General features: G+C 36.4%; 17 protein-coding genes. 5 read left to right on the top strand and 12 right to left on the bottom strand.

Annotation, left to right across the window (positions count from 1 at the left end; all coding sequences use genetic code 11):
• Positions 1-327 precede the first annotated feature (327 nt).
• The 3 genes from SCB73_RS19315 to SCB73_RS19325 all read left to right on the top strand — a co-directional run bounded on the left by SCB73_RS19315 (position 328) and on the right by SCB73_RS19325 (position 4855).
• Complete coding sequence (locus tag SCB73_RS19315) at positions 328-1506, top strand: glycoside hydrolase family 88 protein (protein WP_320567813.1); 1179 nt, start codon at positions 328-330, stop codon at positions 1504-1506.
• 99 nt (positions 1507-1605) lie between these two features.
• Positions 1606-4026, top strand: coding sequence for a glycoside hydrolase family 2 protein (locus tag SCB73_RS19320; protein WP_320567814.1), 2421 nt, complete (start codon positions 1606-1608; stop codon positions 4024-4026).
• Between the two features lie 265 nt (positions 4027-4291).
• Entirely contained in the window at positions 4292-4855 is a 564-nt protein-coding gene (locus SCB73_RS19325) for a DUF2911 domain-containing protein (RefSeq protein WP_320567815.1), read from the top strand.
• Positions 4856-5221: 366 nt separating this feature from the next.
• Here SCB73_RS19325 and SCB73_RS19330 read toward each other — a convergent pair whose 3' ends face one another.
• From SCB73_RS19330 to SCB73_RS19340, 3 genes are read right to left on the bottom strand one after another with little or no spacing between them, the layout of a single operon-like run.
• Complete coding sequence (locus SCB73_RS19330; protein ID WP_320567816.1) at positions 5222-7423, bottom strand: xanthine dehydrogenase family protein molybdopterin-binding subunit; 2202 nt, start codon at positions 7421-7423, stop codon at positions 5222-5224.
• A gap of 8 nt (positions 7424-7431) precedes the next feature.
• A complete protein-coding gene (locus SCB73_RS19335; RefSeq protein WP_320567817.1) occupies positions 7432-8412 on the bottom strand; it encodes an FAD binding domain-containing protein in 981 nt (326 codons plus the stop codon).
• On the bottom strand, positions 8409-9047 hold the full coding sequence (locus tag SCB73_RS19340; RefSeq protein WP_320567818.1) for a (2Fe-2S)-binding protein: 639 nt from the start codon (positions 9045-9047) through the stop codon (positions 8409-8411). The genes SCB73_RS19335 and SCB73_RS19340 overlap by 4 nt, the downstream gene beginning before the upstream one ends.
• A 335-nt stretch (positions 9048-9382) precedes the next feature.
• Between SCB73_RS19340 and SCB73_RS19345 the strand changes: the two genes are divergently transcribed.
• Entirely contained in the window at positions 9383-10519 is a 1137-nt protein-coding gene (locus SCB73_RS19345) for a cysteine desulfurase family protein (RefSeq protein WP_320567819.1), read from the top strand.
• 95 nt (positions 10520-10614) lie between these two features.
• Here SCB73_RS19345 and SCB73_RS19350 read toward each other — a convergent pair whose 3' ends face one another.
• Both SCB73_RS19350 and SCB73_RS19355 read right to left on the bottom strand, forming a co-directional pair.
• Positions 10615-11223 carry a nucleotidyltransferase family protein gene (locus tag SCB73_RS19350; RefSeq protein ID WP_320567820.1) on the bottom strand — a complete coding sequence of 203 codons (609 nt, stop codon included), beginning with the start codon at positions 11221-11223 and terminating at the stop codon, positions 10615-10617.
• Positions 11213-12337 (bottom strand): XdhC family protein, encoded by a 1125-nt coding sequence (locus tag SCB73_RS19355; RefSeq protein ID WP_320567821.1) that lies wholly within the window; start codon positions 12335-12337, stop codon positions 11213-11215. Before SCB73_RS19355 ends, SCB73_RS19350 begins: the two co-directional genes overlap by 11 nt.
• A gap of 225 nt (positions 12338-12562) precedes the next feature.
• Here SCB73_RS19355 and SCB73_RS19360 point away from each other — a divergent pair, with 225 nt between their 5' ends.
• Positions 12563-12895 carry a YegP family protein gene (locus SCB73_RS19360; protein ID WP_320567822.1) on the top strand — a complete coding sequence of 111 codons (333 nt, stop codon included), beginning with the start codon at positions 12563-12565 and terminating at the stop codon, positions 12893-12895.
• Between the two features lie 80 nt (positions 12896-12975).
• Here SCB73_RS19360 and SCB73_RS19365 read toward each other — a convergent pair whose 3' ends face one another.
• From SCB73_RS19365 to SCB73_RS19395, 7 genes are all read right to left on the bottom strand, one after another.
• Positions 12976-14913: a glycoside hydrolase family 43 protein gene (locus tag SCB73_RS19365; protein ID WP_320567823.1), complete on the bottom strand. Its 1938-nt coding sequence runs from the start codon at positions 14911-14913 to the stop codon at positions 12976-12978.
• Between the two features lie 13 nt (positions 14914-14926).
• Positions 14927-17395, bottom strand: a complete 2469-nt coding sequence (locus SCB73_RS19370; RefSeq protein ID WP_320567824.1) for an alpha-L-arabinofuranosidase C-terminal domain-containing protein — start codon at positions 17393-17395, stop codon at positions 14927-14929.
• Between the two features lie 86 nt (positions 17396-17481).
• Positions 17482-18852 (bottom strand): glycoside hydrolase family 27 protein, encoded by a 1371-nt coding sequence (locus tag SCB73_RS19375; protein ID WP_320567825.1) that lies wholly within the window; start codon positions 18850-18852, stop codon positions 17482-17484.
• A 158-nt stretch (positions 18853-19010) separates the two neighbouring features.
• On the bottom strand, positions 19011-21386 hold the full coding sequence (locus tag SCB73_RS19380; protein ID WP_320567826.1) for a glycoside hydrolase family 2 TIM barrel-domain containing protein: 2376 nt from the start codon (positions 21384-21386) through the stop codon (positions 19011-19013).
• A gap of 152 nt (positions 21387-21538) precedes the next feature.
• On the bottom strand, positions 21539-23122 hold the full coding sequence (locus tag SCB73_RS19385) for a glycoside hydrolase (protein WP_320567827.1): 1584 nt from the start codon (positions 23120-23122) through the stop codon (positions 21539-21541).
• Between the two features lie 196 nt (positions 23123-23318).
• Positions 23319-24956, bottom strand: coding sequence for a glycoside hydrolase (locus SCB73_RS19390; protein WP_320567828.1), 1638 nt, complete (start codon positions 24954-24956; stop codon positions 23319-23321).
• 1 nt (position 24957) lies between these two features.
• Positions 24958-26559, bottom strand: coding sequence for a RagB/SusD family nutrient uptake outer membrane protein (locus SCB73_RS19395; protein ID WP_320567829.1), 1602 nt, complete (start codon positions 26557-26559; stop codon positions 24958-24960).
• Positions 26560-26567 lie beyond the last annotated feature (8 nt).

Below are 26567 nucleotides of genomic sequence, written 5' to 3' on the forward strand. Positions count from 1 at the left end.
ATCGTTTTCGGCTTCTACATTTGCGATATGAAAATCAAGAAAACAAATTATTTATTGCTACAACTTGTATTTGCCGCAATTATAATCGCAATGAGTTTATTGCTTTTCTATTTTATCTTACACTAACCTTAAAACCAAAAAGCAAATGTTCATCAACCAAAACAATAAAATCCTTTAAATGATGTGTTTTTGATATGTGTATTTTTGACACATAGACAAGCAAGAACTTAGATAGTTTAATTACATTTAATAAAAAAATAGAAATGATTCCAAACCCCAATTTAAAACCAAGCAATTTTGGTATTTTAAAAAATTAGATTAATTAGTATGAATAAAGTTAGTTTCATTTCTTTAATTCTAGGGTTTGCATCGCTGGCAACAGCATGCAAATCCGGAATTAACTCTCAAAAAATTACGGTCTCGCCAGCAACCGAAAAATTACTGGAAACCCGTTACAAAATGTTGCTCGAATATCCAGTCGATTCGATGTCGATGCCACGAAGCATGACAATCAAAACCAATGAAGTGCGAAAAGTGCCTTCGAGAGATTGGACAAGCGGTTTTTTTGCAGGAAACCTTTGGCAATTGTACCGACTTACAAACGATTCAAAATTCAAAGAACAAGCTGGAAAATGGACGCCTTTCAGCAAAAAAGAAAGTCTCAACCGCAACTCGCATGATGTAGGATTCAAAGTTTATTGCAGTATTGGAGAAGCATTAAAAGTCGAACACAATAAAGAGTATGAAGCCGCAATTGTTAAAGGTGCTGAGACCTTATGCACGAGATTTGATCCAAAAGTGGGCGCGATTCGTTCTTGGGATTTCAACAAGGAAATATGGGATTATCCCGTTATCATTGATAATATGATGAATCTGGAATTGCTTTTTGAAGCTTCAAAAATATCAGGAAATTCAAAATATAGTGAAGTCGCAATACAACATGCAAATACGACTTTGAAAAATCAATTCAGAGAAAATAATTCCTGCTATCATGTTATCGATTATGATCCAAAAACTGGTGCTGTCAGAAAGAAAACCACACTTCAAGGTTATAGTGACGATTCAGTTTGGGCGCGCGGTCAAGGTTGGGCAGTTTACGGATTTACAATGTCGTACCGCTATACAAAAGATCCTGCTTATTTAAAACAAGCTGAAGCTACAGCCAATTTTTTTATGACCAATAAAAACCTGCCAGAAGACGGAATTCCGTATTGGGATTTCAATGATCCAAGTATTCCAAATGTGGCCCGAGATGTTTCAGCTGCAATGGTGATGGCATCTGGACTATATGAATTGTACAGTTATACAAAAAATGAAAAATATTTGGCTTTCGCCGATAAGATAATGACGTCGGTACAAACTGAAAAATATATTCTGAATGCCAATATCAAAGCGCCTTTTATTCTTGATCACAGCACAGGAAATTGGCCAAAACACGATGAAATTGACGAACCAATAATTTATGCCGATTATTATTTTCTGGAAGCATTATTAAGAAGAAAGTAACAAAGTAACAAAGTAGCAAATTGACATAGAAACAAAGGCTAAAAACCTTTGCCGCTTTGTAACTCTGTCACTTTGAACCTAAAAAAAGCTTTACAATCTATGAACTATCAACCAAAACACCACAATACACTTTTACTTTTTACGCTTTTTGTTTTTTTTCAGATTTGTCTGAGCAGCAGTTTTGCTCAGACGAAGCTGAATATTAATGACAATTGGCTTTATTTAGAGAATCATACTTCGAACCTCAGCGAAGCTCAAAAAAATCAAAATTGGGTTGCTTTGAACTTGCCCCACACTTGGAATGCTGAAGATGCAACCGACTTATATCCTGGCTACAGACGCGACGCCAGCTGGTATCAAAAGAAACTCACTATTTCTCAAATCGATAAAAATAAAATCTATTCTTTATATTTTGAAGGCTCAAACATCACAACAAAAGTATATGTAAACGGTAAAGAAGCTGGATCGCATATTGGTGGTTATATTGGTTTTACAATTGACATTACAAACCTTATTAAAGAGGGAAATAATGATATTTTTGTTCGCGTTGACAACAGTTATGATATCGAAATTATTCCGTCTCAAAAAAGTGATTTCTTTATTTATGGCGGAATTACTCGCGATGTTTGGTTCGTTTCGAAATACAAAAGCCACATCGAAAATTTAAAAATTACGACTCCAGAAGTTTCGGCTAAAAAAGCTTCAGTACAAATTGTTTCATCAATTGCAAACCCTGAGAATTCAAAAGAGTTGTCATTAACTGTAACTTTAAAAACTCCGAAAGGAAAAAAAGTCGCAAGCAAAACAATTCCTGTTTCAGACAAAACTGCTACAATTGCTTTTGAAAACATAAAAAATCCTGAACTTTGGGATACCGATAATCCAAACCTATATAAGCTTACAGTTTCTTTATTTGAAAAAAATCAAATAAAAGATAGCATTGCTGAAAAAGTAGGCTTCAGATGGTTTGAATTTAAAGATCACGGACCTTTTTATTTGAATGGAAAACGACTGCTTATTCGTGGCACGCATCGTCACGAAGAACAAGCTGGTGTTGGCGCTGCAATGACAAATGCGCAACATTGGACCGATATGAAATCGATCAAAGAAATGGGTGCAAATTTTGTTCGTTTGGCACATTATCCGCAAGACCCAGAAATTTATAAAGCTTGCGACGAATTAGGATTATTGGTTTGGGATGAATTGCCTTGGTGTCGTGGCGGTATTGGAAACGAGGTTTGGAAAACCAACGCCAAAAATATGCTCACAGAAATCATCAATCAAAATTACAACCATCCGAGTATTATAATTTGGTCTTTAGGAAATGAAATAAACTGGCTCCCAGATTTTCCTGACGGAGATAATGCAGAAAAAACAAATGCATTTTTAACCGAATTAAATGACATTGCACACAAGCTTGACCCTACCAGAAAAACCGCAATCAGAAAATATTATGAAGGTTCACATATTGTTGATGTCTTCTCGCCTTCTATCTGGTCGGGCTGGTATTCTGGAAGCTACAAAAGTTATCAGAAAGCAATTGATGTTTATAAAAAAGAATACAGCCATTTTATTCACGCCGAATACGGTGGAGACAGCCACGTAGGCCGTCATAGCGAAAATCCAATTACAGGCGAAAATGTAATAAAAGCCGAAGGTTGGGAAGAAGCAATAGTACAAACTAAAGTAGCCAATATTGCACAAATTGGCGACTGGAGCGAAAATTACATCGTTGATTTGTTTGACTGGCATTTGCATATATCCGAGAATGACCCAACTTTTGTGGGTAACATTCAATGGGCATTTAAGGATTTTGCAACGCCTTTGCGCCCGGAAGATGATATTCCGTATATGAATCAAAAAGGATTGACAGACCGAAAAGGAATTCCGAAAGATGCCTATTATGTTTTCAAAAGTTATTGGGCAAAAGAACCTTTTGCATACATCGAATCGCATACTTGGACAGAACGCCAAGGTCCCGAAAACACGCCAAGAACAATCAGCGTTTTCAGTAATTGCGAAAAAGTGACATTTTTCCATAACGGAAAATCATTAGGCGAAAAACAACGTAATCTCGCGCTTTATCCTGCAAATGGCTTGACTTGGGATGTTAATTTTGCAAAAGGAGAAAATACTTTGGTTGCTGTTGGAAAAACAAAAGAAGGAAAAACAGTTTCTGATACGCTAAAAGTAAATTATCGTTTTAAGAAAAATGAAGCTGCAACATCGCTTCAACTGTCTTCGGAGAAATTAAAAAATGGTAATTATTTGGTAACTGCAATAGCGATAGACAACAATAATTTACGTTGTTTGGATTATGAAGAAAGTGTTTATTTCCAATGCATCAAAGGCGGAAAAACTTTAAGAAATCAAGGAACTCCAACAGGTAGTGAATCTATTAAAATGGCCAATGGAAAAGCTTCAATCGAAGTAATTCCAGACGGTTCAAATACCCCAATTGAAATGACGGCACTTAACCAAAGTTTTAAAGGAGAATATTTAAAGATTCCAGTGAATTAAGGTTTTATTTATTTTTATGTAGCGTGTCACCCTGAGCGAAGTCGAAGGGGAGCAAGAGACTCTACAAAGATTGGCGATTTTGATTGTGGAGCTTTATGCCACCCTCCGACTTCACTCAGGGTGACAAATTGTATTCAAAATTAATTTGTTCAATCTGTGTAAAACTAAAAACCGTTATCAATTCATTAACAAAAAACAAATCGTAATTTCATGATTTTTCTTAATTATTAACTTACTTTGTAGTTATTCTAAAAATTGTAACCTTATGAAAAAAATTTATTTATTAGCAGTTACATTGTTTGCTGCTTTTACAGTTCAGGCGCAAGATGTGGTGAAATTTGCTCCGCTTGATGCTAGTCCGGTTGATATTTCTTATTTCCCAAACAAGTCTGTTAAATTCAAAAAAACAGATACTCCAAATCCAGTTGTCAAAGTTCTTTATTCAAGACCTTCTGTAAAAGGAAGAACTATTTTTGGTGATGTTGTAAAATTTGGTGAAGTATGGAGAGTTGGTGCTAACGAAAATACAGAGGTTAAATTCTACAAAGATGTAACAATCGGCGGTAAAAAAATCCCTGCTGGATATTACAGTTTATTTGCTATTCCTGAAAAAGACAAATGGACTATTATCATCAATAAAGAATTGGATTTATGGGGAGGTTATGCTTACGACGAAAGCAAAGATGTTGTTAGAGTTTCAGTTCCTGTTAAACCAGTTTCTGATGTGATCGAAGCTTTATCTATTGCTTTTACAACGCAAGGAAATGTAGCTAATTTAGTTATTGGCTGGGATAAAACTACTGTTGAATTGCCTATTACGATTAAATAATTTAAATCGTTTTACAGATAAAAAAAGAGACATTTTACAATGTCTCTTTTTTTTTGTTTTTAATTCAAAGCTCCAGCGGAGCGAAATATTTATAGAACCAAAATAAGATTTGAAGGAAAGCTCCAGCGGAGCGAAATATGTCACCCTGCTGGACTTTTTTTACATACACGAATATCTTTCTATGAATATTGTGTCTCTCTAAGACTTATGGAATTTTATAAGGCATAGCCCGTGGTTTCAACCACGGGGATATGGATTGTTTTTCGATTGCGTCCCCGCGGTTGAAACCGCGGGCTATATTTGAACATAGAAGTCAAAAAAAGAGACATTTTTAAATATCTCTTTTTTAAATATCTCTTTTTGTTCTTAAACTTTCACAGTTTCTATAATTTTATCCAATGTAATTGGCAAATCTCGAACGCGTTTTCCTGTTGCATTAAAAACAGCATTTGCGATTGCAGGTGCCATTCCAACCAAAGCTGTTTCTCCCAAACCTTTTGTTCCCATTGGGTTACTGACTGGGTCCTTTTTATTAACGAAAAATACTTCTTGTTTTTCAATATCAGCATTTACTGGAACATGATAATCCGCAAAATTATTGTTAATTGGGCGTCCAAAACGATGATCGATTTCTAAAGCTTCCATCAGCCCCATTCCGATTCCGCCAACTGCTCCACCAAACATTTGTCCAGCTGAAGTTTTTTGGCTGATTACAGTTCCAATATCTGCACAAGAAACCACATGCGCCAATCTTATTTTTCCAATATTCGGATTCACCAAAACTTTCACAAAATGAACAGAAAACGAATAAATCGAATATTTTCTTGCTTCTTCTGTTCCTTTTGACATATTTTCAACCGCAAAATCTTCCAATTTATTTGATGCCAATAAAGAAGCTAAAGAAACTGTTTTCGAATTCGTTTTTGAAGAAATTACCCCATTTGCAAATGTTAGATCAGTAATTGCAGTTCCTTTAAAAGTAGGTGTTTCGCTTGCCAAACCAAGAATTTTGCTCACCAATAAATTACAAGAATCATGCACCGCTGAACCTACAGATGAAGTCGTTGCCGAGCCACCTTGTGTCGGTCCTTTTGGCAAACCGCTTTTTCCCATTTCAACAATCACATTTTCAGACGGCATTCCCATTATTTCTGCACCAATAGCTGTCATCATAGTTGCAGTCCCTGGTCCCATGTCGTTCACACTACATTGCAATACCAAATTCCCATCGGTCAAGAACTTTGCTTTTACGGTAGTAGGACTTCTGTAGCAACCAAAAGTTCCTGTTCCCATTCCGTATCCTACTAGCCACTCACCTTCACGAACTGATCCCGGTTTGTTTTTACGGTTTTTCCAACCAATACGTTCCATTCCGCCTTCGTAGCATTCTAAAAGATATTTGCTGCTCCATGGTTTATTTTGTTCCAAATCTTTCTCCGCATAATTGCGTTTGCGAAACTCAATTGGATCTAAATCTAATTTATAAGCCATTTCATCCATTGCACATTCAAGTGCAAAAGAACCTGTCGCCTCACCCGGACCGCGCATCCAGATTGGCGTACACGTATCCAAAGGCACAATGCGATAACGCGTTGAAACATTGGCACAATCATAAATAAAACGGGACATGTTTACCGTTCCTTCCATAAAATCTTCATAACTTGAAGTCATTGCAACGGCCTCATGTGTCAATCCTGTCAATTTACCATCTTTGGTCGCACCTAAACCCATTTTTTGGATAGTGTAAGGTCTGAAACCAACATTTGTAAACATTTGTTCGCGATGCAAAACCAATTTAACGGGACGATTCAATTTTTTTGCCCCAATCAAAGCCGCAATTTCATAAGGCCAAGTATGCAATCCCATTCCGAATGCACCTCCAATGTATTCTGAATGCACCGAAACATCTTCTGCAGGAATTCCGAAAACCTCTCCAATACTTCTTCTTGTTCCTTCGACACCTTGACTTTTCGTATAAACAGTCGGTTTATTTCCCTCCCATTTTGCAATTATATTCGCCAATTCCATCGGATTATGAACTTCAGTTGGAATCGTATATTCAGTTTCTAAAACAACCTCAGCATTTTTATAGCCGTCATGTTCCCCACGATGATAATCATTTCCTTTATCCGTTTCTACTTTCTTTTCTTGATCAGCAGCTTTTTTTAATTCAGTCGAATGCTCTTCTTTCAAATAATCCGCTTTGATCAAACTTGCCGCATATTGCATACGCTCAAAAGAATCCGCAATCACAAGTGCAATCGGCTGATCGTAATACAATATTGAATCATCTTTGAAAATCTGCAATGGCTGACCAAAATTATGCTTATCCTTTGCTTTTTGATATCCAGAAGGTTTATCAACATTTAAATGTGTAATTACCGCCAAAACGCCCGGAGCCCATTCTGCTTTTTTAGTATCAATGGTTTTAATTTTTCCTTTTGCAATTGTACTTCCAACCAAGCAGCCATAAACAACACCATCTGTTTTATATTCTGCCGAATACGTCGCTGCTCCTGTTACTTTAGCAAATCCATCTACTCTATTTATATTACTTGTCTTGCTCATAATTTAATTTATTTAGATGATGCTATAGTTAATGCTTCTACAATGGCATTTGGTCCAAGAGTCAATTTAAAATCGTTGTCTCCGTAACTTTTCGCGCCTTTCATTGCCAAATTTGCCGCTTGTCTAAAAGTATCTTCCGAAACGGCTTTTCCTTTCAAAAATTCCTCTGCTTCGGTTAATCTCCAAGGTTTGTGTGCGACACCGCCCATTGCTAAACGTGCGCTGTTAATTTTATTGTTTTGAATGTCCAAAGCCGCTGCAACAGAAACTAATGCAAAAGCATAGCTCGATCTGTCTCGAACTTTTAAATAATGGACATTTTTATTGAAATTATGATCCGGAATTTCAACCGAAGTGATCAATTCTTTGTCTAAAAGCGTATTGTCTTTTTCTGGTGTATTTCCCGGCAAACGATGAAAATCACTGAATTTAATTTGTCTTTTACCTTTTGGTCCTTCTACTAAAACTATGGCATCAAGCGCTGCCAAAGCCACGCACATATCACTTGGATGAACAGCAATACAGCTTTCCGAAGCACCAAAAATTGCGGCCATTCTATTTGAACCGCCAATGGCACCACAACCGCTTTTTGGGTCTCTTTTATTGCAAGGCATATCCGGATTATAAAAGTAGGAACAACGGGTGCGTTGCAACATATTTCCGCCTACCGTCGCCATGTTTCTAATTTGCTGCGATGCACCGGCCGCTAAAGCTAAAGCTAATAACGGATGTTTTTCTTTTATTTCTTTATCCTCGGCAACCTGACTATTTTTTGCCAATGCGCCTATCGATACTTTTCCACTTAAAAATTCTATCATTTTTAAGTCCAAACCTGTAATATCAATTAGCTTGTCAGGAGCTGTGATATTTTTTTTCATCAAATCAACAAGATTTGTTCCTCCAGCAATAAATTTAGCAGAAGCCTCTTTGTTAATACTTGAAACCGCTGAACCTGAAGATAATGCTCTGATTACTTGAAAATTTTTCATGACAACATCCCTCCTTCCTTAACTTCTGTAATTGCATCAACTATATTATGATAAGCACCACATCTGCAGATATTACCACTCATATATTCTCTAATTTCTTCTCTGCTATTGGCGTGACCTTCTTTAATACAAGCAATTCCCGACATGATTTGTCCAGGCGTGCAATAGCCACACTGAAAACCATCATGTTTGATGAAAGCTTCCTGCATTGGGTGCAATTTCTTTCCTTTAGAAAGCCCTTCTATTGTGGTTACTTGGGCATTTTGCTGCATTGTTGCCAATGTCAAGCAAGACAAAACTCTAGTTCCGTTTACGTGAACTGTACATGCGCCACATTGCCCGTGATCGCAACCTTTTTTGGTTCCTGTAAGCTGTAATTGCTCTCTTAACAAGTCAAGCAAAGTAGTTCTCGGTTCGATATTCAGATTGTGTTTTTTGCCATTTATTTCAATAGAAAGTGGCACTGTTTCTAAATATTCGGCTATTTTTTCATCCCATTTATTCTCAGACGCCATCACTAAAGACGGCGGTGTCAAAGCGAGGGCCGTAAGCAGTCCCGATTTTTTTATAAAGTCACGACGAGAACTTGCATTTTCCTCTGTTGCTTTATCCTGATTTGTTTTTTTAGAAGCCATTCAGTCTATTTTTAAATTAGCAAAAACACCTTGGTTATTCTAACAAATTTAACAATCTTAAAGCATAAAAAATTATAAAATTCAAACATTAGCTTTATTTAGAATAATTACAACTTCTTTTTTTTATAACGCAAAGTGCGCAAAGATTTTTTTTAAAGTTAGTTATCTACATAACCGCAAAGTTCGCAAAGCTTTACCAATTCCAACTTTGCGAACTTTGTGTTTGTTGTTGCGCAAGATGAGGAAAAAATCTTAGCGCACTTTGCGTTACAAAAAAAAAGCAGATTTATATTTTCACTTTGAAAATTGTATTTTTACTTCATTAAATCAAAATTATGCCTCAGCAACAAAACATCTATCTCGACAATAACGCAACAACTCGTGTTGATAAACGCGTTTTAGATGCAATGCTTCCCTATTTTTCTGATTTATATGCCAATGCTTCAAGCAGTCATATTGCGGGATTAACGGTAAATGAAGCTGTTGAAAATGCAACATGGCAAACTGCAAACTTAATTGGTGCAAACGAAGACGAAATCATATTTACTTCCGGAGCAACAGAATCAATAAATTTAGCGATAAAAGGTTTGATCAATCAAGATCGAAAACATATCGTCACAGTTTCAACAGAACATAAAGTCATTTTAAAAACTTGTGAGTTTATGGAATCCATCGGTTTTGAAGTCACTTATTTATCTGTTGCTTCCAATGGTATTTTAGATCTTGAAATTTTAAATCAAAATATTACAGATAAAACATTGTTAGTCTGTGTTATGATGGTTAATAATGAAACTGGCGTTTTTCAAAATAGTAGAGAAATTGCCAAACTTGTACACTCAAAAAATGCTCTTTTTATGTGTGATGCAACGCAGGCAGTTGGAAAAATCCAGATTGATGTTCAAACTCTTGGAATTGATCTTTTGCCTTTTTCAGCACATAAATTTTATGGACCAAAAGGCATTGGCGCGCTTTATATTTCGGCGAAAGCCAAAATTAAACTGACTCCACAATTACATGGAGGTGATCACCAACGAAGATTAAGAAGCGGAACTCTAAATGTTCCCGGAATTATAGGTTTAGGCAAAGCTGCTGAAATTGCTTTGAACGAAATGAAAAGCGATCAGGAACGTGTTGAAAAACTGAGAGACAAACTAGAAAAAGGTTTATTGCAATTTGAAGGTTCTTTTGTAAATGGTACTATTACTGAAAGAATTTACAACACTACAAACATCTGTTTTCCGGGCGTAAATTCAGAACAGCTGATTTTGGCTTTGGGAAATATTTCGGTTTCAAATGGTTCTTCTTGTTCGGCAGTAACCTCAGAACCTTCTCATGTTTTGAAAGCTTTGAGATTATCGGATGAAAATGCTTTGAGCTCGATTCGTTTCAGTTTGGGAAGATTCACAACTTCTGAAGAAATTGATGAAACTATTGAACGAGTAAATGCTTTGGCGCTTCACTTAAGACAATAATTTATTTTATTTTTTTGTCTCCCGCAGATTCTGCAGATTTAGGAGATTTTCTTTGTTATTTATTATAAATAATCTGCTAATCTGCGAGAAAAAAATCAAAACTCAGACATCAATTTATTGTAATCGTCTTCTGTATCGATATCAATATTTCCTTTTTCAAATGACACTGAAACCACATCATCTGAAAATTTACTGATTATTTTTTTTGCGCCTTCTTGTCCTTTTAATTCCAATAATTCATTGAAATACTTTTTCTTGAAAAGAACTGGAGTTCCCAATGTTTCTGAATAGGCTGAAGCTACTATTCCTTTTCCGGTTTTATGATGTTCTTCAATTAAATGTTCAAAAATCAAACTCGAAACATAAGGCTGATCGCACACTGCAAAAATGCAATTTTCATAATCAGGATATAAAGTCAATAATTTCTTAAGTCCGTTTATAATCGATGATGACATTCCGGACTCCCAATCTGGATTAAAACTTATTTTTATTCTTGACGGATCGAGTTCTTCTTCAATCAATTGATTGTTAGCGCCTGTAACAACAATAATTTTTACGTCTGAAACTAAAGAAGCCTCTGCAATCGTATTTTTTAAAAGCGTTGAATCTTTATAGCCTAAAAGCTGTTTTGGCTGGCCCAATCTTGAAGAATTTCCAGCAGCCAAAATTATAATGCCAGTTTTATATTGCGCTTTATGCTCCATAATGAATTTCGTCGTGAATTTTTCCCAACTTATATTTTAAAGAAGTTCCTGTTTTTCCTGATGCAAAAGCCTTGATTTCGGCAACAATCGACAATGCAATTTCTTCTGAAGTTTCGGCTCCAATATCGAGTCCAACCGGACTATGAATTCTCTGCAACTGTTCTTCAGTAACTGAAATTCCTTCCATTTGAAGATCATCGAGCATTCGATTCAGTTTTGATTTTGGCCCGAGGATTCCAATATAACGACAGTCTGTATTTAATAGTAATCTTAAAACTGCTAAATCGTATTTATAATTGTGCGTCATCAAAACAAAATAAGTCTGATCGTCTATGTTTATATTTTCTAAAAAATCTTCCGATTTTACAACCGAAACCTTATTTGCTGATGGAAAACGTTTTTTTGAAGCATGGGCATTTCGTCCATCGCCAATGGTAACTTCCCAACCTAACAAAGTCGTCATTTTTACCAATGGCTGTACATCATTTCCTGCTCCCGCAATTACTAACGAAACTGGTGGTTTTATGTATTCAATCAAAGCTTCGTCCTCACTATTTTCTTGTATTTTTTTTACCGAAGTCATTTTGGTCAAAAGCACTTCTTTTGCTTCTGAAATTAAATTTAATGCATTATTATGGTGATGCAAAACGGGACTGTCTTTTCTAAAAAACAAACTCGTTCCTATTTGGTTTGCTCTTTTGTTTAACGAAAAAATCGTAATAATTACCGCTTCTTTTCTTTCTGCCTTTAATTGGCTCAAAAGCTGAATTGGGTTATTTTCCAATTCATAATCAATATACTCAAACAAAATATGCACGATTCCATTGCATCCCAATTGAAGTCCAATCTCGGCATCGTCTTCATTGCTGGTATTATAAGTAACTAATTTGTTTTGCTTTTGATTGATGGAAAGAAGTGCTTTTCGGAGTGCATCACCTTCCAGACAACCTCCGCTGATAGCTCCGGTCAATATGCCGTCTTCGGTAACAAGCATACGCGCACCCGGTTGACGGTATGATGAACCTTCTACTTTGACAACCGTTGCCAAAGCTGTTTTTTTCTCTCCTGATTTTGCTTCTGAATACGCTTTTAAAATTTCGCTGATTTCCTTCATAAAATATTTTTCAACAGCAAAACAAACCACTGATGATTTTTTTAAAGTCTAAAATTAAAAAATAATATAAACTTACGAGCAGTAAAATTGCTTAAGTTTAAAATATTCGGTATTTGCTTAACAATCTGGAAACAATTATTTTTTCTTACAACATCATTTGTTTAAGTAAGTTTTGTATTTTTATAATTAGCAAAAAAATATTACCTAACCTTAATAAAAAGCTACATGGGAAAATTTGTAATTATTAAAAGAACCAACGGAGAGTTTCAATTTAATTTAAAAGCTGGAAATGGCCAGACTATTTTAGCGAGTGAAGGGTATACAACTAAAGCGGCCTGCACAAACGGAATTGAGTCTGTAAAAACAAACTCGCAAGACGATGGTCGTTTTGACAGAAAAGAATCAAGCAACGGAAAACCGTATTTCAACCTAAAAGCAAGCAACGGGCAAATCATTGGAACAAGCGAAATGTATGAAAGCGTTGCTTCGAGAGAAAACGGAATCGAATCTGTAAAGAAAAATGCTCCAGACGCTGAGACTGATGATCAGACGGCGTAAGGCTAATTTTATATTATGAAAAAAGCTGTTTCTATAAAATTTAGAAACAGCTTTTTTATTTAAAATACACTAATAAAATATTATTTTTTCAAAGCATTTACTCCACTATGCGTTGGAACAACTTGTTTGATGCTTCCATCTGCATTAAATTCTAATTTATCCATGCAAACTTCGCGGTGAAAACCTCCAGCGTCGCCCATTTTAATTCCGGTTGGATAAGAGAATCTATGATACGTAATATACCATTCATCTTTATTTGGAATTTGCAAAACCGAATTATGTCCTGTTGCATAAATTCCCTGATCTGGAATTCCTTGAATTACAATATTGTTTTGCGGAATCTCAATTGGTCCAAGTGGCGATTTTGAAGTTCCGTATCTTACTTTATAATTTGGACTTCTGGTATCATCTTCACTCCATAAAAAGTAATAAGTTCCTTTTCTGTAAAATATATACGTTCCTTCACGGAAAGTTTTATCTACTTTAATCACTTTTGTACTTCCTTCTTTAAGCGAAATCATATCATCATTCAATTCGGCTACAGCCATATAACCGTTGCCCCAGTACAAATAACTTTTTCCTGATTTTGGATCGGTGAAAACATCTGGATCAATTTCTTGACCTCCCTTTATACCTTCAGGTTTTGAACTCACTAGTGCTTTTCCACTGTCTGTAAATGGACCAGTTGGATTATCTGATGAAGCAACTCCAATTTTCTGAGCCGCCGTGAAATAATAGAAATACTTGTATTTTCCTTTTATTTTTTTCTCTACAATACAAGGCGCCCAAGCATTTCTGTTAGCCCAAGTCACATCTTTTTTAAGATCGATGATAACTCCTTCATCTTTCCAATCCGTCAAATTATCAGATGAAAAAGTTTTGAAATAATATCCTGACCAACCGTCAAATCCATCACTTGTTGGGTAGATGTAATACTTTTTGGTTTTGTTTGAATACAGTATTTCTGGATCGGCATAATAACCTTCTAAAACTGGATTATTATTTACTTTTGGAAATTTTTCTGGCGTTCCCCATTTTGCATTCAAACGTTTCAATTCAGAATGCGTAATTGGCAAAATGGTTCCGTGGCGCGGATTAAAATCCATTGAAATGTCATTATCAATAACCGTGAAGTTTTCTAAATCTTTGCTTTTTGTAAACTGATATCTTCCTTTTGTATAAACATCATACATCAAAATATAATCATCCGAATTATTTAGTTTGAAAACACTTGAGCCTTCAACTCCGTCGTTTGTTTGTTGCAGATAATTATCATTTTCTATCCATTTTCCAGAAGTTAAATCGATAGTTGTAGCAACCTTTATTCCTGCTTTTCCGCCTTCGGTTTTATAAAAAAGATGGTAAACGCCATCTTTTTCAATAATATCACCATCGATGCAAGCTCTTTCTGATTTTGGAACAAACAATAATTTTGGTTCGCTTTCTAAGGCTGTAAAATCCTTATTCGCATAAGCGTAATAAATTTTATCCGGGCCTCCTGCATATTGAAGACTGAAATAAATTAGATATTTTCCAGCTTTTGCATCAAAAATTGTTTGAGGCGCCCAAACGCGTTTTAGATTCTCATTTCCAGGGAAAGTTGTCTGAATATTGACAACACTGCTTTTCCAGTTTACCAAATCGGTGCTTTTTAATAAAATCATGGCACGGTTGCTATCCCAGCCTTTTGAGGAAGTCATATCCGTCAAAACCATATAAAAAGTCTTTCCGTCGTCACCACGCAAGATATGCGGATCACGGACTCCTCCGGTTGAACTGATTATTTTACTGTCTAAAACAGGTTTGTTGTCGTTTAAATGATAATAATGATAACCGTCAGCACTTACGGCGTAACGAACTGCTTCTTCTTCGACTTTATTTCCTGTGAAATAAACGAATAAATAAGCTGTTAAATCCTTTTCAGCAATAACTGGCGGTGTTCCTTTTTGATTATTCTGAGCTTGTAAAACACTAAAAAATAAGGTTAGTGCAACAAGGCTAAATTTTAATTTTTTCATTTTTTTTTTCGGTTTATTTTGTTTTGGCGCGTATAACTACAAATGAATAGGGAGGCAATTCTTTTGAAAAAGCTTCTTTAATCGTGATTTTCTGTGAAACCGGTCTTGCCGAAGTATTTTCTGGAGCGCCAGATAATAAAGCATAATCAGCATTTTCTAGCAGAGAAAAATTTGAGACTTCAATTGATGGCGTTACCGCAACTGGAAGCACATTGACTAATTTGATAATCAAATCTCCAGAGGCATTGTCTTTTACAACAGAAACGCCAATACGTTTGTTTACTTCAGGATTTGCATCTGACAATTTCGTAGTACTTTCAATATATTGGTTTCCTGGATTTTGTCCGTAAAGCTTTTGTACAAAATAGTTTACTGTTGGTTTTACTTCATCATTGTTGAAATAAATCAAATCTGGATTCCATTGTGTATGCTTTTCTTTTGCCAATAAGGGAGCATAAGAAGCCATTGAAACGACATCTCCATTTCTTTCAACGCCTGTAAGATACAATGCCTCGGCTAGAGCATTATAAAACTTATTTCCCCATGATGCATATTCGCCAAGATATACTTTAGATTTTGAACGATCGTAACTATCATAAAAATTTTGATTGTTAATAAACCAGCCTGGAGATTGATAATAATGTTCGTCTACAAGAGGCAATTTCAAATCATCAGCAATTTTCCAACCTTCCCTGTAATCTGTTCCTTCAAAAAATGGTCCAACTGTACCTATAATCATAATCTCAGGATATTTTTGCTGAACCGCTTTAACAATCATTCGATAACGTTCTTCAAAAACATCGCTTATCAAATCTTCATTTCCAATACCGATATATTTTAAGTTGAAAGGTTTTGAATGACCTGCTTCAGCACGTTTTTTACCCCAAACGGTATTCACACTTCCATTGGCATATTCGATTAAATCTAAAACATCCTGAACGTATTCATCCATATCTTCCATCGGAATTCCGAATTGCTGTCCTGAACCACCGTCAGATGAATTTTGACACGGAACGCCAGCCGCCAAAACCGGAACAGCCTCTGCTCCTAAATCTTCGCAAAACTGAAAATATTCAAAATAACCCAATCCCATCGATTGATGATAGCCCCAAATGTTTCGCATCGGAATTCGACTTTCAAGTGGACCGATTGTATTTTTCCATTTGTAAATATTGTGTAGCCCGTCTCCGTGTGCTACGCACCCACCTGGAAATCTCATGAATTTTGGATGCATATCTGCAATCGCTTCGGCAAGATCCAAACGAAGTCCGTTTTTGCGGTTTTTGAATGTTTTTTGTGGAAAAAGAGAAACCATATCAATGGCAGTTTCTCCATTTGTACTGATTTCTAAATGCGCATCTTTAACCGTTTTAGATGATTTTAAAACTGCATTTAATTTCTTCCAAGAATTTGATGGAGCAAATGCAGCTTCCGCCAAAGTTTCTCCACTTGCCGATTTCAAACGAACAATCGCTTTTGAGCCTTTTGCAAAAACACTGAAATCATATTTTTCATTCGCTTTCAAAGCGATCCCGTCAAAACCAGAATTACTGATAATTCCTTTTGAAATCACAGCATAATTTGGATTGTTTGGATGAATTGGATTTTCTTTAGCAATTTTAAAATCGCCACTCCAAGCCATTGTTGCATTCCATTTTTCGTCTCTTTCTTTTTTGTCGTGAAGTGCATATTCAAAATCGCGATTCTGGATCAGTTCGCCGTACAAACCTCCATCAGCAGCATAATTAATATCTTCAAAGAAAACACCCGTCAGCATATTGCTGATTTTTTTTGATTGCTGACCATTTATTGAAATCTGAGCTTTTACAGACTTTAAACCCGTAAAAAGCAAACTGTCGCTCTTTGGAGTAGAACTATCTTGTTTGTCTCTGAATTTAGCCGATTCCATATTTCGAATCATATTGTCAACCAAACTCCAATCGACATAAAATAAGCTTCCTTGAATGGCTTCGCCTTGAATTGTAATTTCATTTCTTAATTTTAAAGAAGAATTCGCGTCAATTACTGATGGACTGTAATTTTTAAAATCTTTTGTGGCACTGACATAATTTTTTCCGCTTTCGCTAAAGTGAACCAAATATTGACCGTCTTTTTGTTCAACTTGAACATTCAGAATAACCGATTTATCTTCGCCTTTTCCGACAAAATTCTTCATTCCCTGAATGTAATTTTGTCTTCTCCAATTCACTAAATCTTTGCTCTCTGAATGTGCAAAAACATTGTCTTTCACACTCCAAAAACAGTGAAAAATCCCTGCATTGTCTCGAACTAGAAAAGGCTCTGACATGCTTTTTCCAGTTGGTCCCCAGCTTCCAAAATCTGATTTTAGAAAACTATATTCTGGACCAATTGAAAACCAGTTTTTCTGATCAGTGCTCCAAGCAAAATGAAGTCCGTTTTTGCCGTTGTTTTTTAAAGTTGAATAGGCAAATAAATAGACTTTATCTGGCTTTTCGTCCATTGGTTTTACACCAAATCCCGACAATATAAAAAGGATTGAAAAAAGCAGTGCAAGTGCTAAAAGACTATTTTTTAAAAATCGCATCATTATTTTTTACCTTTTAATTGATACAAAACAGAAGCGTGCGCTTTTAAAACGGCACTGATTTCTTTCGAAGATAATTTAGATTTTTCACCTGTCCACATATTTATAACTTCAACTGAACCAGAAAGCCCAAGATCAGCAAGATTTACTGAAATTTTCTCTGAATTTTTATCTGAAACATTAAACAAAGCCAAATAAACACTACCATCTTTTGCATTTTTTGAAGTTACAGCAATTTTTCCGTCTTTTTGGAAAAGCTGTTTTACTGCCGTGCTTTCGTTATGCATTTTCACTACATCTTTATTGGTTAATAATGATAATGTGAAAGCGTCATTGCTTGGCAAATCTCCTCCAAAAAATAATGGCGATTTAAAAATATTGAAAAACGTAATTAAAGTATATTGTTCGTCTTTTGTCAAACGCGTCATACGATCTTCGCCACGTTCACCACGCACTGAAATACGTCCTAGCGGAATCATATCGCAATCTGGCCAAGTTCCCGGCGCAATGTACGGATACCATTTTTGAGCCACATCCATCAAATGTGTAATGTGTGGCCAAGTATCCCAAACGTCGTCCACCATCCTCCACATATTTGCATGTGAGCTTACGTGCGGCGCTGCAGCAATTGGTGTTTCTCCCGGAGAAGTACTTAAGACAATTTTACGTCCGCATTTATCGATGGCATTTCTGATCAAGTTGATTTCGCCTTCGTGATAAGGTCTTGACAAATCGTCAATTTTGATAAAATCAACGCCCCATTGAGCATACAATTCGAAAATAGAATTGTAATATTCTTGCGCTCCCGGTTTATCGGCCACGACAGTATAATTGTCTCTCAACCATTCGCATTGCAAAGCTGTTGAATAGATTTGATCAGCTGTAATTCCATTTGTCCCTCTAATTGGCATTTTTTCTTCAACCGCTTTTTTAGGAACACCACGCATAATATGAATTCCGAATTTCAATCCTTTTTTGTGAATATAATCGGCCAAAGGCTTAAAACCTTGACCATCTTTTGCAGAAGGAAATCTGTTGACTGCTGGCAAATATCTTCCAAATTTATCCATCACATAACGTGGATCTGTCTGGTTGTAGCCTCCTGCTTTGTCATTTTCAACAAACCATCTGATATCAACCACTACATATTCCCATCCATATTTTTTAAGTTCTTTTGCCATATAATCGGCATTTGCTTTTACTTCGTGTTCTTCAACAGTTGGTCCGTAACAATCCCAGCTGTTCCAGCCCATTGGCGGAGTTTGCGCCCATTGCTTGAACTCTTCTTTAGTAAATGTTTTATTTTGAGCATTGGCACAAATTGATACAAAAACAACTCCTAAAACCAGAGCAATTTTATTCTTAATTTTCATTATAATATGGTTAGATGTTAATAAATGTAAAATTTACACTTCAAATATAATAAACTTTATTCGCAAAAAGCAATTAACCTGCCTGTAAACCAAAAATACAGACAGGTTAATTGAAAATTTAAAATAACTAATTAATATTTTCTAACTTAGAAAATGCTTTATTTCACGTTAATTGTCACTTCAACAGGCTTTAACCATTGACTTGTAAAAGTAACTTTGATTGGCTGTGCTTCTCCAGTTGCCTGAACATAAGCCGCAATGTGACCGTGAAAAACTCTTTGAACATTGTCTGTATAATCTGTCATGTCGCTGTTGTTTCCAGCTTCAAGTCCTAATAAAGTTCCCGGTCCGCTGATTTTGCACGTCACTTCATTATCTGAAAGCATCACCGGAAGTCCGTTTTGATCTTTAACCTGAACCATTATTTTAGCGACACCTTTATCCTTGCTGATTGTAATATCTTTTTCAGCAATTGTCAATTCTACTGGCTGTTGTGTTGAATTGATTGCATAACGGCTCACTTCTTTATCATTTGCATCTAAACCAATTGCTTCTAACTTTCCTGAAGCAAATGGAATATCCCAATAAATAATTCCTGTTTTTTCGTCGTATGCTTTAGTTTCACCAACGACTTTTCCGTTTAATTCTAAACGTGCTTTTGCAGCATTTGTATAGCAAACTACACGGATTTTTTGTCCAGCTTCATAATTCCAAATTGCCCAAGCATCTTTAGAAACGTCTTTATCATTTACTAACGGATAAGTTCCTAAATAAGCCATCGGTTTATCTGACCATAATGACTGACGGAAATAACCTCTTGGTTTGATAACTCCAGCAAAATCAACTAAACCAGAATAAAATCCTCTTGAAGGCCATCTTCCAGATTCTCCTAGATAATCAATTCCTGTCCACAAGAACTGTCCGAAAATATGTTTGTTGTTTTTAACCGCCAACCAAGGATCCATGTCGTGAACATTTTCACTTCCGTAGATTACTCGGTTTGGGTATTTTTTATGATCGGTTAAATATTTGCTTTCTGTATAATTGTAACCTGTAATATCCAAAGCTCCCGGATATTCTGTTTCATTCGACATTGCAACTCCTGCTAAACCAGCTGTTGTAGGACGCGATTTGTCATATTTTTTCACTGCTGCAACCAAACGTTTTGCAATCACTCCAAGACGCATTGCATCTGGTGCATCTGGCTTATAACCTCCATAAGCCGCTTGTCCAAAACCGTCTTTTCCTTTATCTAAAACTGGGTGTGAATAGGGATCATTCGGGTAATCAACCTCATTTCCTATACTCCATGCGAAAACGGAAAGATGATTTCTATCTCGACGCACAAAATCTTCAAGGTCTTTTTCTGCATAATCAGCAAAAATGTCAAATGAACCTTCAAAACCTGGAGTTCCGTAATTCCATCCTTCTAACCATTTACGTTTTGGGAATTCCCATTCGTCATAAGCTTCGTTTAAAACCAATAAACCTAACTCATCGCATAGTTCATAGAAATCTGGTGCTTGCGGATTATGACTTGTACGGATAGCATTTACGCCAATTTCTTTCAAGGTTTTCAATCTCGTTTTCCAAACTTCTCTAGGAACTGCTGATCCTAAAACTCCTGCGTCATGGTGCAAACAAACACCTTTCATTTTCATCCATTTTCCGTTAAGCGCAAAACCATTATTTGGATCGAATGTGAAGTTTCTAAAACCAGTTTTCGTTACTGTTTTGTCAATTTCTTTTCCGTCTTTTAAAACTGTGGTTTTAAGCTCATATAAATTCGGATTTTCTAAATCCCATAATTGCGGATTTTTGACATTTATTTTTGCCGAAATCTTTCCGCTTTGCTTTGCCGCAACATCAATTTTTGAAGAAGCTTTTGCAACTGATTTTCCGTCTTTTGAAAACAATTCGTTTACAACTGTCAAAGATGATTTTGTAGCAGAGCCATTCTCTACATCAACCTCAACATTCAAAGTTCCAGCTCCTTTTTTTACTTCTGGATACGCATAAACGCCCCATTGCGCAATATGAACCGGATTTGCATACACTACCCAAACATTTCTGTAAATCCCTGAACCGGTGTACCATCTTGAATCGGCACTTTGACTGTGGTCAACACGAACCGAAATAGTATTTTCTCCGCCGAATTTTACAAATTCTGTTGCATCATAAGCAAACGAAATATAACCGTTTGGACGTTTTCCTAACGAATGTCCGTTGATGAAAACCTCGCTTCTGTTGTAAACTCCTTCAAAATACAAATACACTTTCTCACCCGATTTGCTTTGCGGAATATTAATCGATTTTCTGTACCAAGCAATCCCGCCCGGCAAATAACCTTGACAACTTGCCAAAGTTGGACTCAATTGTCCTTTTACGCTCCAATCGTGAGGCACATTTACGGTTTGCCACTTGCTGTCGTCAAAAGTGGTATTTTTTGCATCTGGAGTTTCCTGAAGATTGAACTTCCAGCTGTCATTGATTTTTTTTGAATCTCCAAACGATACTTGACTGCTCGCAGACAAACACGAAAAGAGTAATACGGGGAGTAAGGTCTTTTTAGATAACACTATGATTTTATTTTTAGTTAATTTTTTTTTGTTTCATTTTTCTTAGTTCTCAGTCGCAGTCGCAGTTTTCAGTCTAATAAACTGTTCACTGAGACTGTGACTGAACACTAAAGCAATTCCCCCACAAACGTCACTACTGATTTTGCTGGGATTTCTAGATTGTCAATTTTCTGAATTTCTGCTCTTTTTAAATTTGAAGTTTCAGAAGTGATGTATGGTGTAAACTCATTGTTTTTTAAAGTTCCTTTTGATAAATCGAACTTGTATTTTTGAGCTGATTTTCCGCAATTTACCGCAACTACAATCAATTTTTTGTTTTGAACATCTTTGTATGCTGTCAGCATAACATCATTTGCTGCATCCAATTCATTTTGATTTGGAACATCAACTCTTTGCATTCCGGGACGTACAAAAAGCGAATAATTTCCTAAAGCCCAAAGCAATTTTGAATCGTGAAATTCTCCGTCGTTTCTCACATAATTTGGCTCTGTTCCGCCATTACTTTTTCCGTCATCCAAATAAATCAGGCCATCTTTGTAATCAACACGAGTTATAGATGTCCACCATTGCCAAGAAGCAGCATTTGCAACAGCAATGTCATTATGAATCAAACGTGCCACAAATAAAGCCGTTTGCATTCCTAAATCTCTTCCGCCACCTGAACCGCCCGGAATTTCATTTTCTCCTGGATTTTCTAAAATGCAATATTCCGATTGCCAATATTTCAAACCCGGATTTCTTTTTATTTCTGCTGCAATTAATTTTCTGCTTAAAACCTGTCTTTCAACCGGCCAAGTTGTAAAATAACTGTGACCTAAAATAACATTTTTTACGTTAGAGAGTTTTGAAACATTAGTGTTTGTTTTTCCAAAGAAATACTCAATCTGATTATCGCGGTTTTCCTTGTTTACATTTTCATATAAATAATCGATTTGAGCGGCCTCGGCTATAACAATTTCAGTGTTCATTTTATTAGCTTTCAGTTTTTCTGAAAGTGATTTGGTCAAATCATAAATTTCCTGATTCGTTGCCGGAGTTCCTTCCTGACTGTTTGTGTCGCCATGTTTTGGCATCCATTCCCATTGTGGTTCGTTTATTGGGCTGACGTAATCGAATTTGATTCCTTCTTTTTTCTCCAATCCTTGAATACTTTGAACTAAGAAATCGGCAAATTTTGGAATTGCACCATCTTTTAGATTCAGTTTATTCTTTTGAGAAGCGAACGAAAGTCCGTTATTAGTCATAAAAACCGGCGGACTATTTGTAAAAATCAAAAATTTCTCAACACTGCGTTTTTTAGCGGCTTGTAAAAACCATCTTTGACCTTCTTGTTTTGAAAAATCATAAGTTCCGTCAGCGTTCAAGAAACATTCGCTTCTTCTCCACTCGTCTGAAACTTTGCTGTTTTCACCTTGTTCAGCACTTCCAGCTCCCAAATTGAATCTCCAAATTGAAAGCCCAATTCCTTTTGGATTTCCTTGCGCATCAAACTCTTTGCTGAAAAGCAAATCGGCAATCGCATTCTTTTTTTGTTCTGGCCAATTTTTTCCCACAAACTGGGTTCTCCATGCATCAGAACCTCCAAAACCGTCCATTGTTTGAACGACTTTGTCCGTACTGATAAGGGCAGTTCGTTGTGCAAATGACAGCGAACTCATTACCAGAAAAAGTGAGATGTATACTTTTTTCATTTAATTCTTTTATTTTCAATTATGCACAACCTAAAACATTTAGTTTGTCATTTCGACGGAGGAGAAATCTTCGTAAGAAGCTCGACAAAGATTGATGAATTACTTTGTAGAGCTACTCGCGGAGATCCCTCGTTCCTCGGGATGACAAGATTGTGGTAAAACCTATTTCCCTTTGTAACTTTGTCCCTTTGAACCTTTACTTATAAGTTCCAACAAAAGTCACAATCGACCTAGCCGGAATTTCTAAACTCCCCGCATCAACAGCAGTTCCTTTCTTCAAGCTTAAAGTTTCAGAAGTCGTATATGGAGTTAATTTATTATCTGTCAAAGCTCCACCTGCAAGATTCAATTTATAGGCTTTCGCCGATTTGCTGATGTTTACGGCAACGATTACCAGTTTTTTAGTAGCTGCATCTTTATAAGCAGTTACCATTACATCGTTCAAAGCAGTTGCATTGTCAACACTTGGAATTTGAACTCTTACCATTCCCGGTTTTACGAAAAATGAAAAGTTTCCTAAAGCCCATAATGTTTTTGAATCTCTGATGTAACCGTCATTTTTGCAGTAATCAGCATTTCCAGCACCGTTGCTTGCACCATCGTCAACATGAACCAAACCATCTTTGTAATCGCCACGGCTGATTGCTGTCCACCATTGCCAAGAAGTTACGCCTCCAAGAGCAATATCGGTACTGATAATTCGAGCTGTCCAAAGTGCAAGAGGCATTCCTAAATCTCTTCCTGGTCCTGCTCCGCCTGGCAATTCAGATGTTCCCGGACTTTCTAAAACACTATATTCTGATGACCAAAGACTAACACCGCCAACCGACTGAATTCTTGAAGCTGCTTGCTGTCTTGATGAAACCATTTCGCTCAATGGCCAAGCTTGCCAGTAACTGTGTCCAGAGATGGTTTTCTTAACATTGCTTAATCCTGTAATTTTCTTAGACGAATTAGCTGCGAAGAAATAATCAATCTGATTTGATCTGCTTTCTTTTCCAGAAACTGTTTTATATAATGGTTCGTAAGCTCCAGCTTCACCAACTACGATTTGAGCGGCAAGTCCTTTTGATTGTAATTTTGGCGATAAAACATTTACAAAACTGTAAATATTTGCATTTGTAGCTGGCGAACCTTCTTGACCAGAACCGTCCCACTCGTATTGTGGTTCGTTAAACGGACTCACATAATCGATTGTCAAGCCGTGCTCTGTTTTTAATTTATCTAAAGAATTTACCCAGAAATCAGCCAAATCTGGCATTTTCCCATCTTTCAAATTATAAAATTCTTTGATGCTTGCGTGCGCTTTTCCGTTTTGCGTCAAATAAACCGGTGCACTATTGGCGAAAGCCAACAATTTTTCAACACCACGCTGTCTTGCCGCTTTCATAAACCAAACTTGACCAGCTTGTTTATTCATGTTATAGCTTACACCATCCGTCGTAAAACATTCTGTACGTCTCCATTCATCGGTAATATCACTTGCGTCGCCTTGCTCTGTACTTCCAGCGCCAAGGTTAAAACGCCACAATGAAAGTCCAATTCCTTTTGGATTTCCATCAGCATCAAGTTCTTTACTGAACAATAAATCGGCTATTTTGTTTCTTTTATCAGAAGGCCAATTTTTTCCAATAAAATTAGCTTGCCAAGCATCTGAAGCTCCAAAGCTTTCCATTGTCTGAAGATTCATATCTAAATTCACATTCAATTCGGCAACCGAATTTTCTGAACCTGAATTCTCCGATTTTTCAGAATCGCATGCCACAAAAAGCGAACTAGCGAAAAGCAAGCCTGCACATAGCAGGCCTACTTTGTTTTGATTAACAAATTTCATATTAATAACCAGGATTTTGAGTGATTAAACCGCCACTTAAGTCAATTTCCAATTGAGGAATTGGCCATAATAAGTTTTTCGCAGGATTAAAATTGATTCCTTTATCCTGAGGTTCTCTCAAGTTTGTCGTTTCATAAGGATCTGTTGAACTCAAATTATATTTTACAAAAGTTCCGTTTGGTCCCATTAAAGATTCGATAACTGGTCTTCCCGTTGTTGGATCTTTTTCACGACGGATATCGTACAAACGCATTCCTTCAAAAGCCAATTCTAAACGACGCTCTTTGTAGATTTGTCTCAATAAAGTTGGTCCAGAAAGTCCTGTTTTAGGATCTAGTTTTACACGCGCTCTGATGATATTGATATCTGCCAAAGCATCTCCGCCAGTGTGATAACTGGCTTCTGCTCTTGTCAAATACATTTCAGCTAAACGAATCAACGGAATGTTTAATGGCAAGTGTCCATCTTTTTTATCTAATGCACGACGCGTTGCAATTGGAATATAATATTTACGGCAAATACGTCCAGATTTATTATCATTTAAGCTGAATTTATGTGTTGGATTCAAAACCTCATCTCCGTAAGCCGCTTCACCCCACTTTGTGATTGTGCTTCTGCGACGGATAACATCGTTTTCAGATAAATAAGCATTTTCTAAATCACTTGTTGGCATGCACCATCCCCAACCGTCAAGAACGTCAGCGGCGTCGTTGCTTGGGAAATTCTTTTTGTCTTCGCCTCTTGCTCCAGATAAAGTTGGCAAAGCTGAACCTAAGCTTTTATCCTGAACAGATGAAGATTGTGCTTCAAGAATTGACTCTACACCGTTGTGGTTGTTTACATTCCAAATATTCAAGAAATCAGCTTCAAGTGTATAAGGACCTTCTGTAATAACTTTGTTTGAATATGTTTTAGCATCTGCCCATTTTTCTTGGAACAATGTTACACGCGCCAATAATGCATAAGCAGCCCATTTGTTGATTCTTCCTTCTCTGTTTACTGGAATCGTTTCTAGTTTTGCTGCTGAATCTTTCAAATCTTTTTCAATTTGAGCATAAACATCTGCTTTTGGGCTACGCTTCAATTTCAAATCGCCAGTTCCTAAAGAAGTGGTGTACAAAGGAACATCTCCAAAAAGGTTCACCAATTCATAATAGCAATACGCTCTCACAAAAAGAGATTCCCCCATATATTGATTTTTCTGTGACTCCGTAAGTGGAGATAAAGCCATTTTTTCCAAACCAATATTTGCCGACTGAATTGTATAATAATGTGCTGTATAAATACTGTTCATATCACCCATATTATCTGGTGTGATGATGTATTGCGAACAAGGTCTGTGCGCGCCGCTGTCCTGTCCTGTGTTACCCATCCAAGCATCATCTGTAGACATTTCGTTGGTAACTCTTGGCGCAACTAAAGTCCACCAATCATTCGGAATCAACAATCTGCGTGTTAATTCATTGGTATAATTTTCGCACTCTTGTGCTGTTTGAAAATAATTTTCTAAGGTTTGTGTTCCTCTTTCTTCTTTTTCAATAAAATCGCTGCAAGAAACTGCTAATAGAGAAAAAGTGATTATTGATACTATTATTTTTTTCATGATCGTTT

The sequence above is a fragment of the Flavobacterium sp. KACC 22761 genome (assembly GCF_034058155.1).
GTDB lineage: Bacteria > Bacteroidota > Bacteroidia > Flavobacteriales > Flavobacteriaceae > Flavobacterium.

Coding starts and splice junctions, on each gene's coding strand:
- SCB73_RS19315 (WP_320567813.1), top strand. CDS start 328: ATGAATAAAGTTAGTTTCATTTCTTTAATTCTAGGGTTTGCATCGCTG.
- SCB73_RS19320 (WP_320567814.1), top strand. CDS start 1,606: ATGAACTATCAACCAAAACACCACAATACACTTTTACTTTTTACGCTT.
- SCB73_RS19325 (WP_320567815.1), top strand. CDS start 4,292: ATGAAAAAAATTTATTTATTAGCAGTTACATTGTTTGCTGCTTTTACA.
- SCB73_RS19330 (WP_320567816.1), bottom strand. CDS start 7,423: ATGAGCAAGACAAGTAATATAAATAGAGTAGATGGATTTGCTAAAGTA.
- SCB73_RS19335 (WP_320567817.1), bottom strand. CDS start 8,412: ATGAAAAATTTTCAAGTAATCAGAGCATTATCTTCAGGTTCAGCGGTT.
- SCB73_RS19340 (WP_320567818.1), bottom strand. CDS start 9,047: ATGGCTTCTAAAAAAACAAATCAGGATAAAGCAACAGAGGAAAATGCA.
- SCB73_RS19345 (WP_320567819.1), top strand. CDS start 9,383: ATGCCTCAGCAACAAAACATCTATCTCGACAATAACGCAACAACTCGT.
- SCB73_RS19350 (WP_320567820.1), bottom strand. CDS start 11,223: ATGGAGCATAAAGCGCAATATAAAACTGGCATTATAATTTTGGCTGCT.
- SCB73_RS19355 (WP_320567821.1), bottom strand. CDS start 12,337: ATGAAGGAAATCAGCGAAATTTTAAAAGCGTATTCAGAAGCAAAATCA.
- SCB73_RS19360 (WP_320567822.1), top strand. CDS start 12,563: ATGGGAAAATTTGTAATTATTAAAAGAACCAACGGAGAGTTTCAATTT.
- SCB73_RS19365 (WP_320567823.1), bottom strand. CDS start 14,913: ATGAAAAAATTAAAATTTAGCCTTGTTGCACTAACCTTATTTTTTAGT.
- SCB73_RS19370 (WP_320567824.1), bottom strand. CDS start 17,395: ATGGACGAAAAGCCAGATAAAGTCTATTTATTTGCCTATTCAACTTTA.
- SCB73_RS19375 (WP_320567825.1), bottom strand. CDS start 18,852: ATGAAAATTAAGAATAAAATTGCTCTGGTTTTAGGAGTTGTTTTTGTA.
- SCB73_RS19385 (WP_320567827.1), bottom strand. CDS start 23,122: ATGAAAAAAGTATACATCTCACTTTTTCTGGTAATGAGTTCGCTGTCA.
- SCB73_RS19390 (WP_320567828.1), bottom strand. CDS start 24,956: ATGAAATTTGTTAATCAAAACAAAGTAGGCCTGCTATGTGCAGGCTTG.
- SCB73_RS19395 (WP_320567829.1), bottom strand. CDS start 26,559: ATGAAAAAAATAATAGTATCAATAATCACTTTTTCTCTATTAGCAGTT.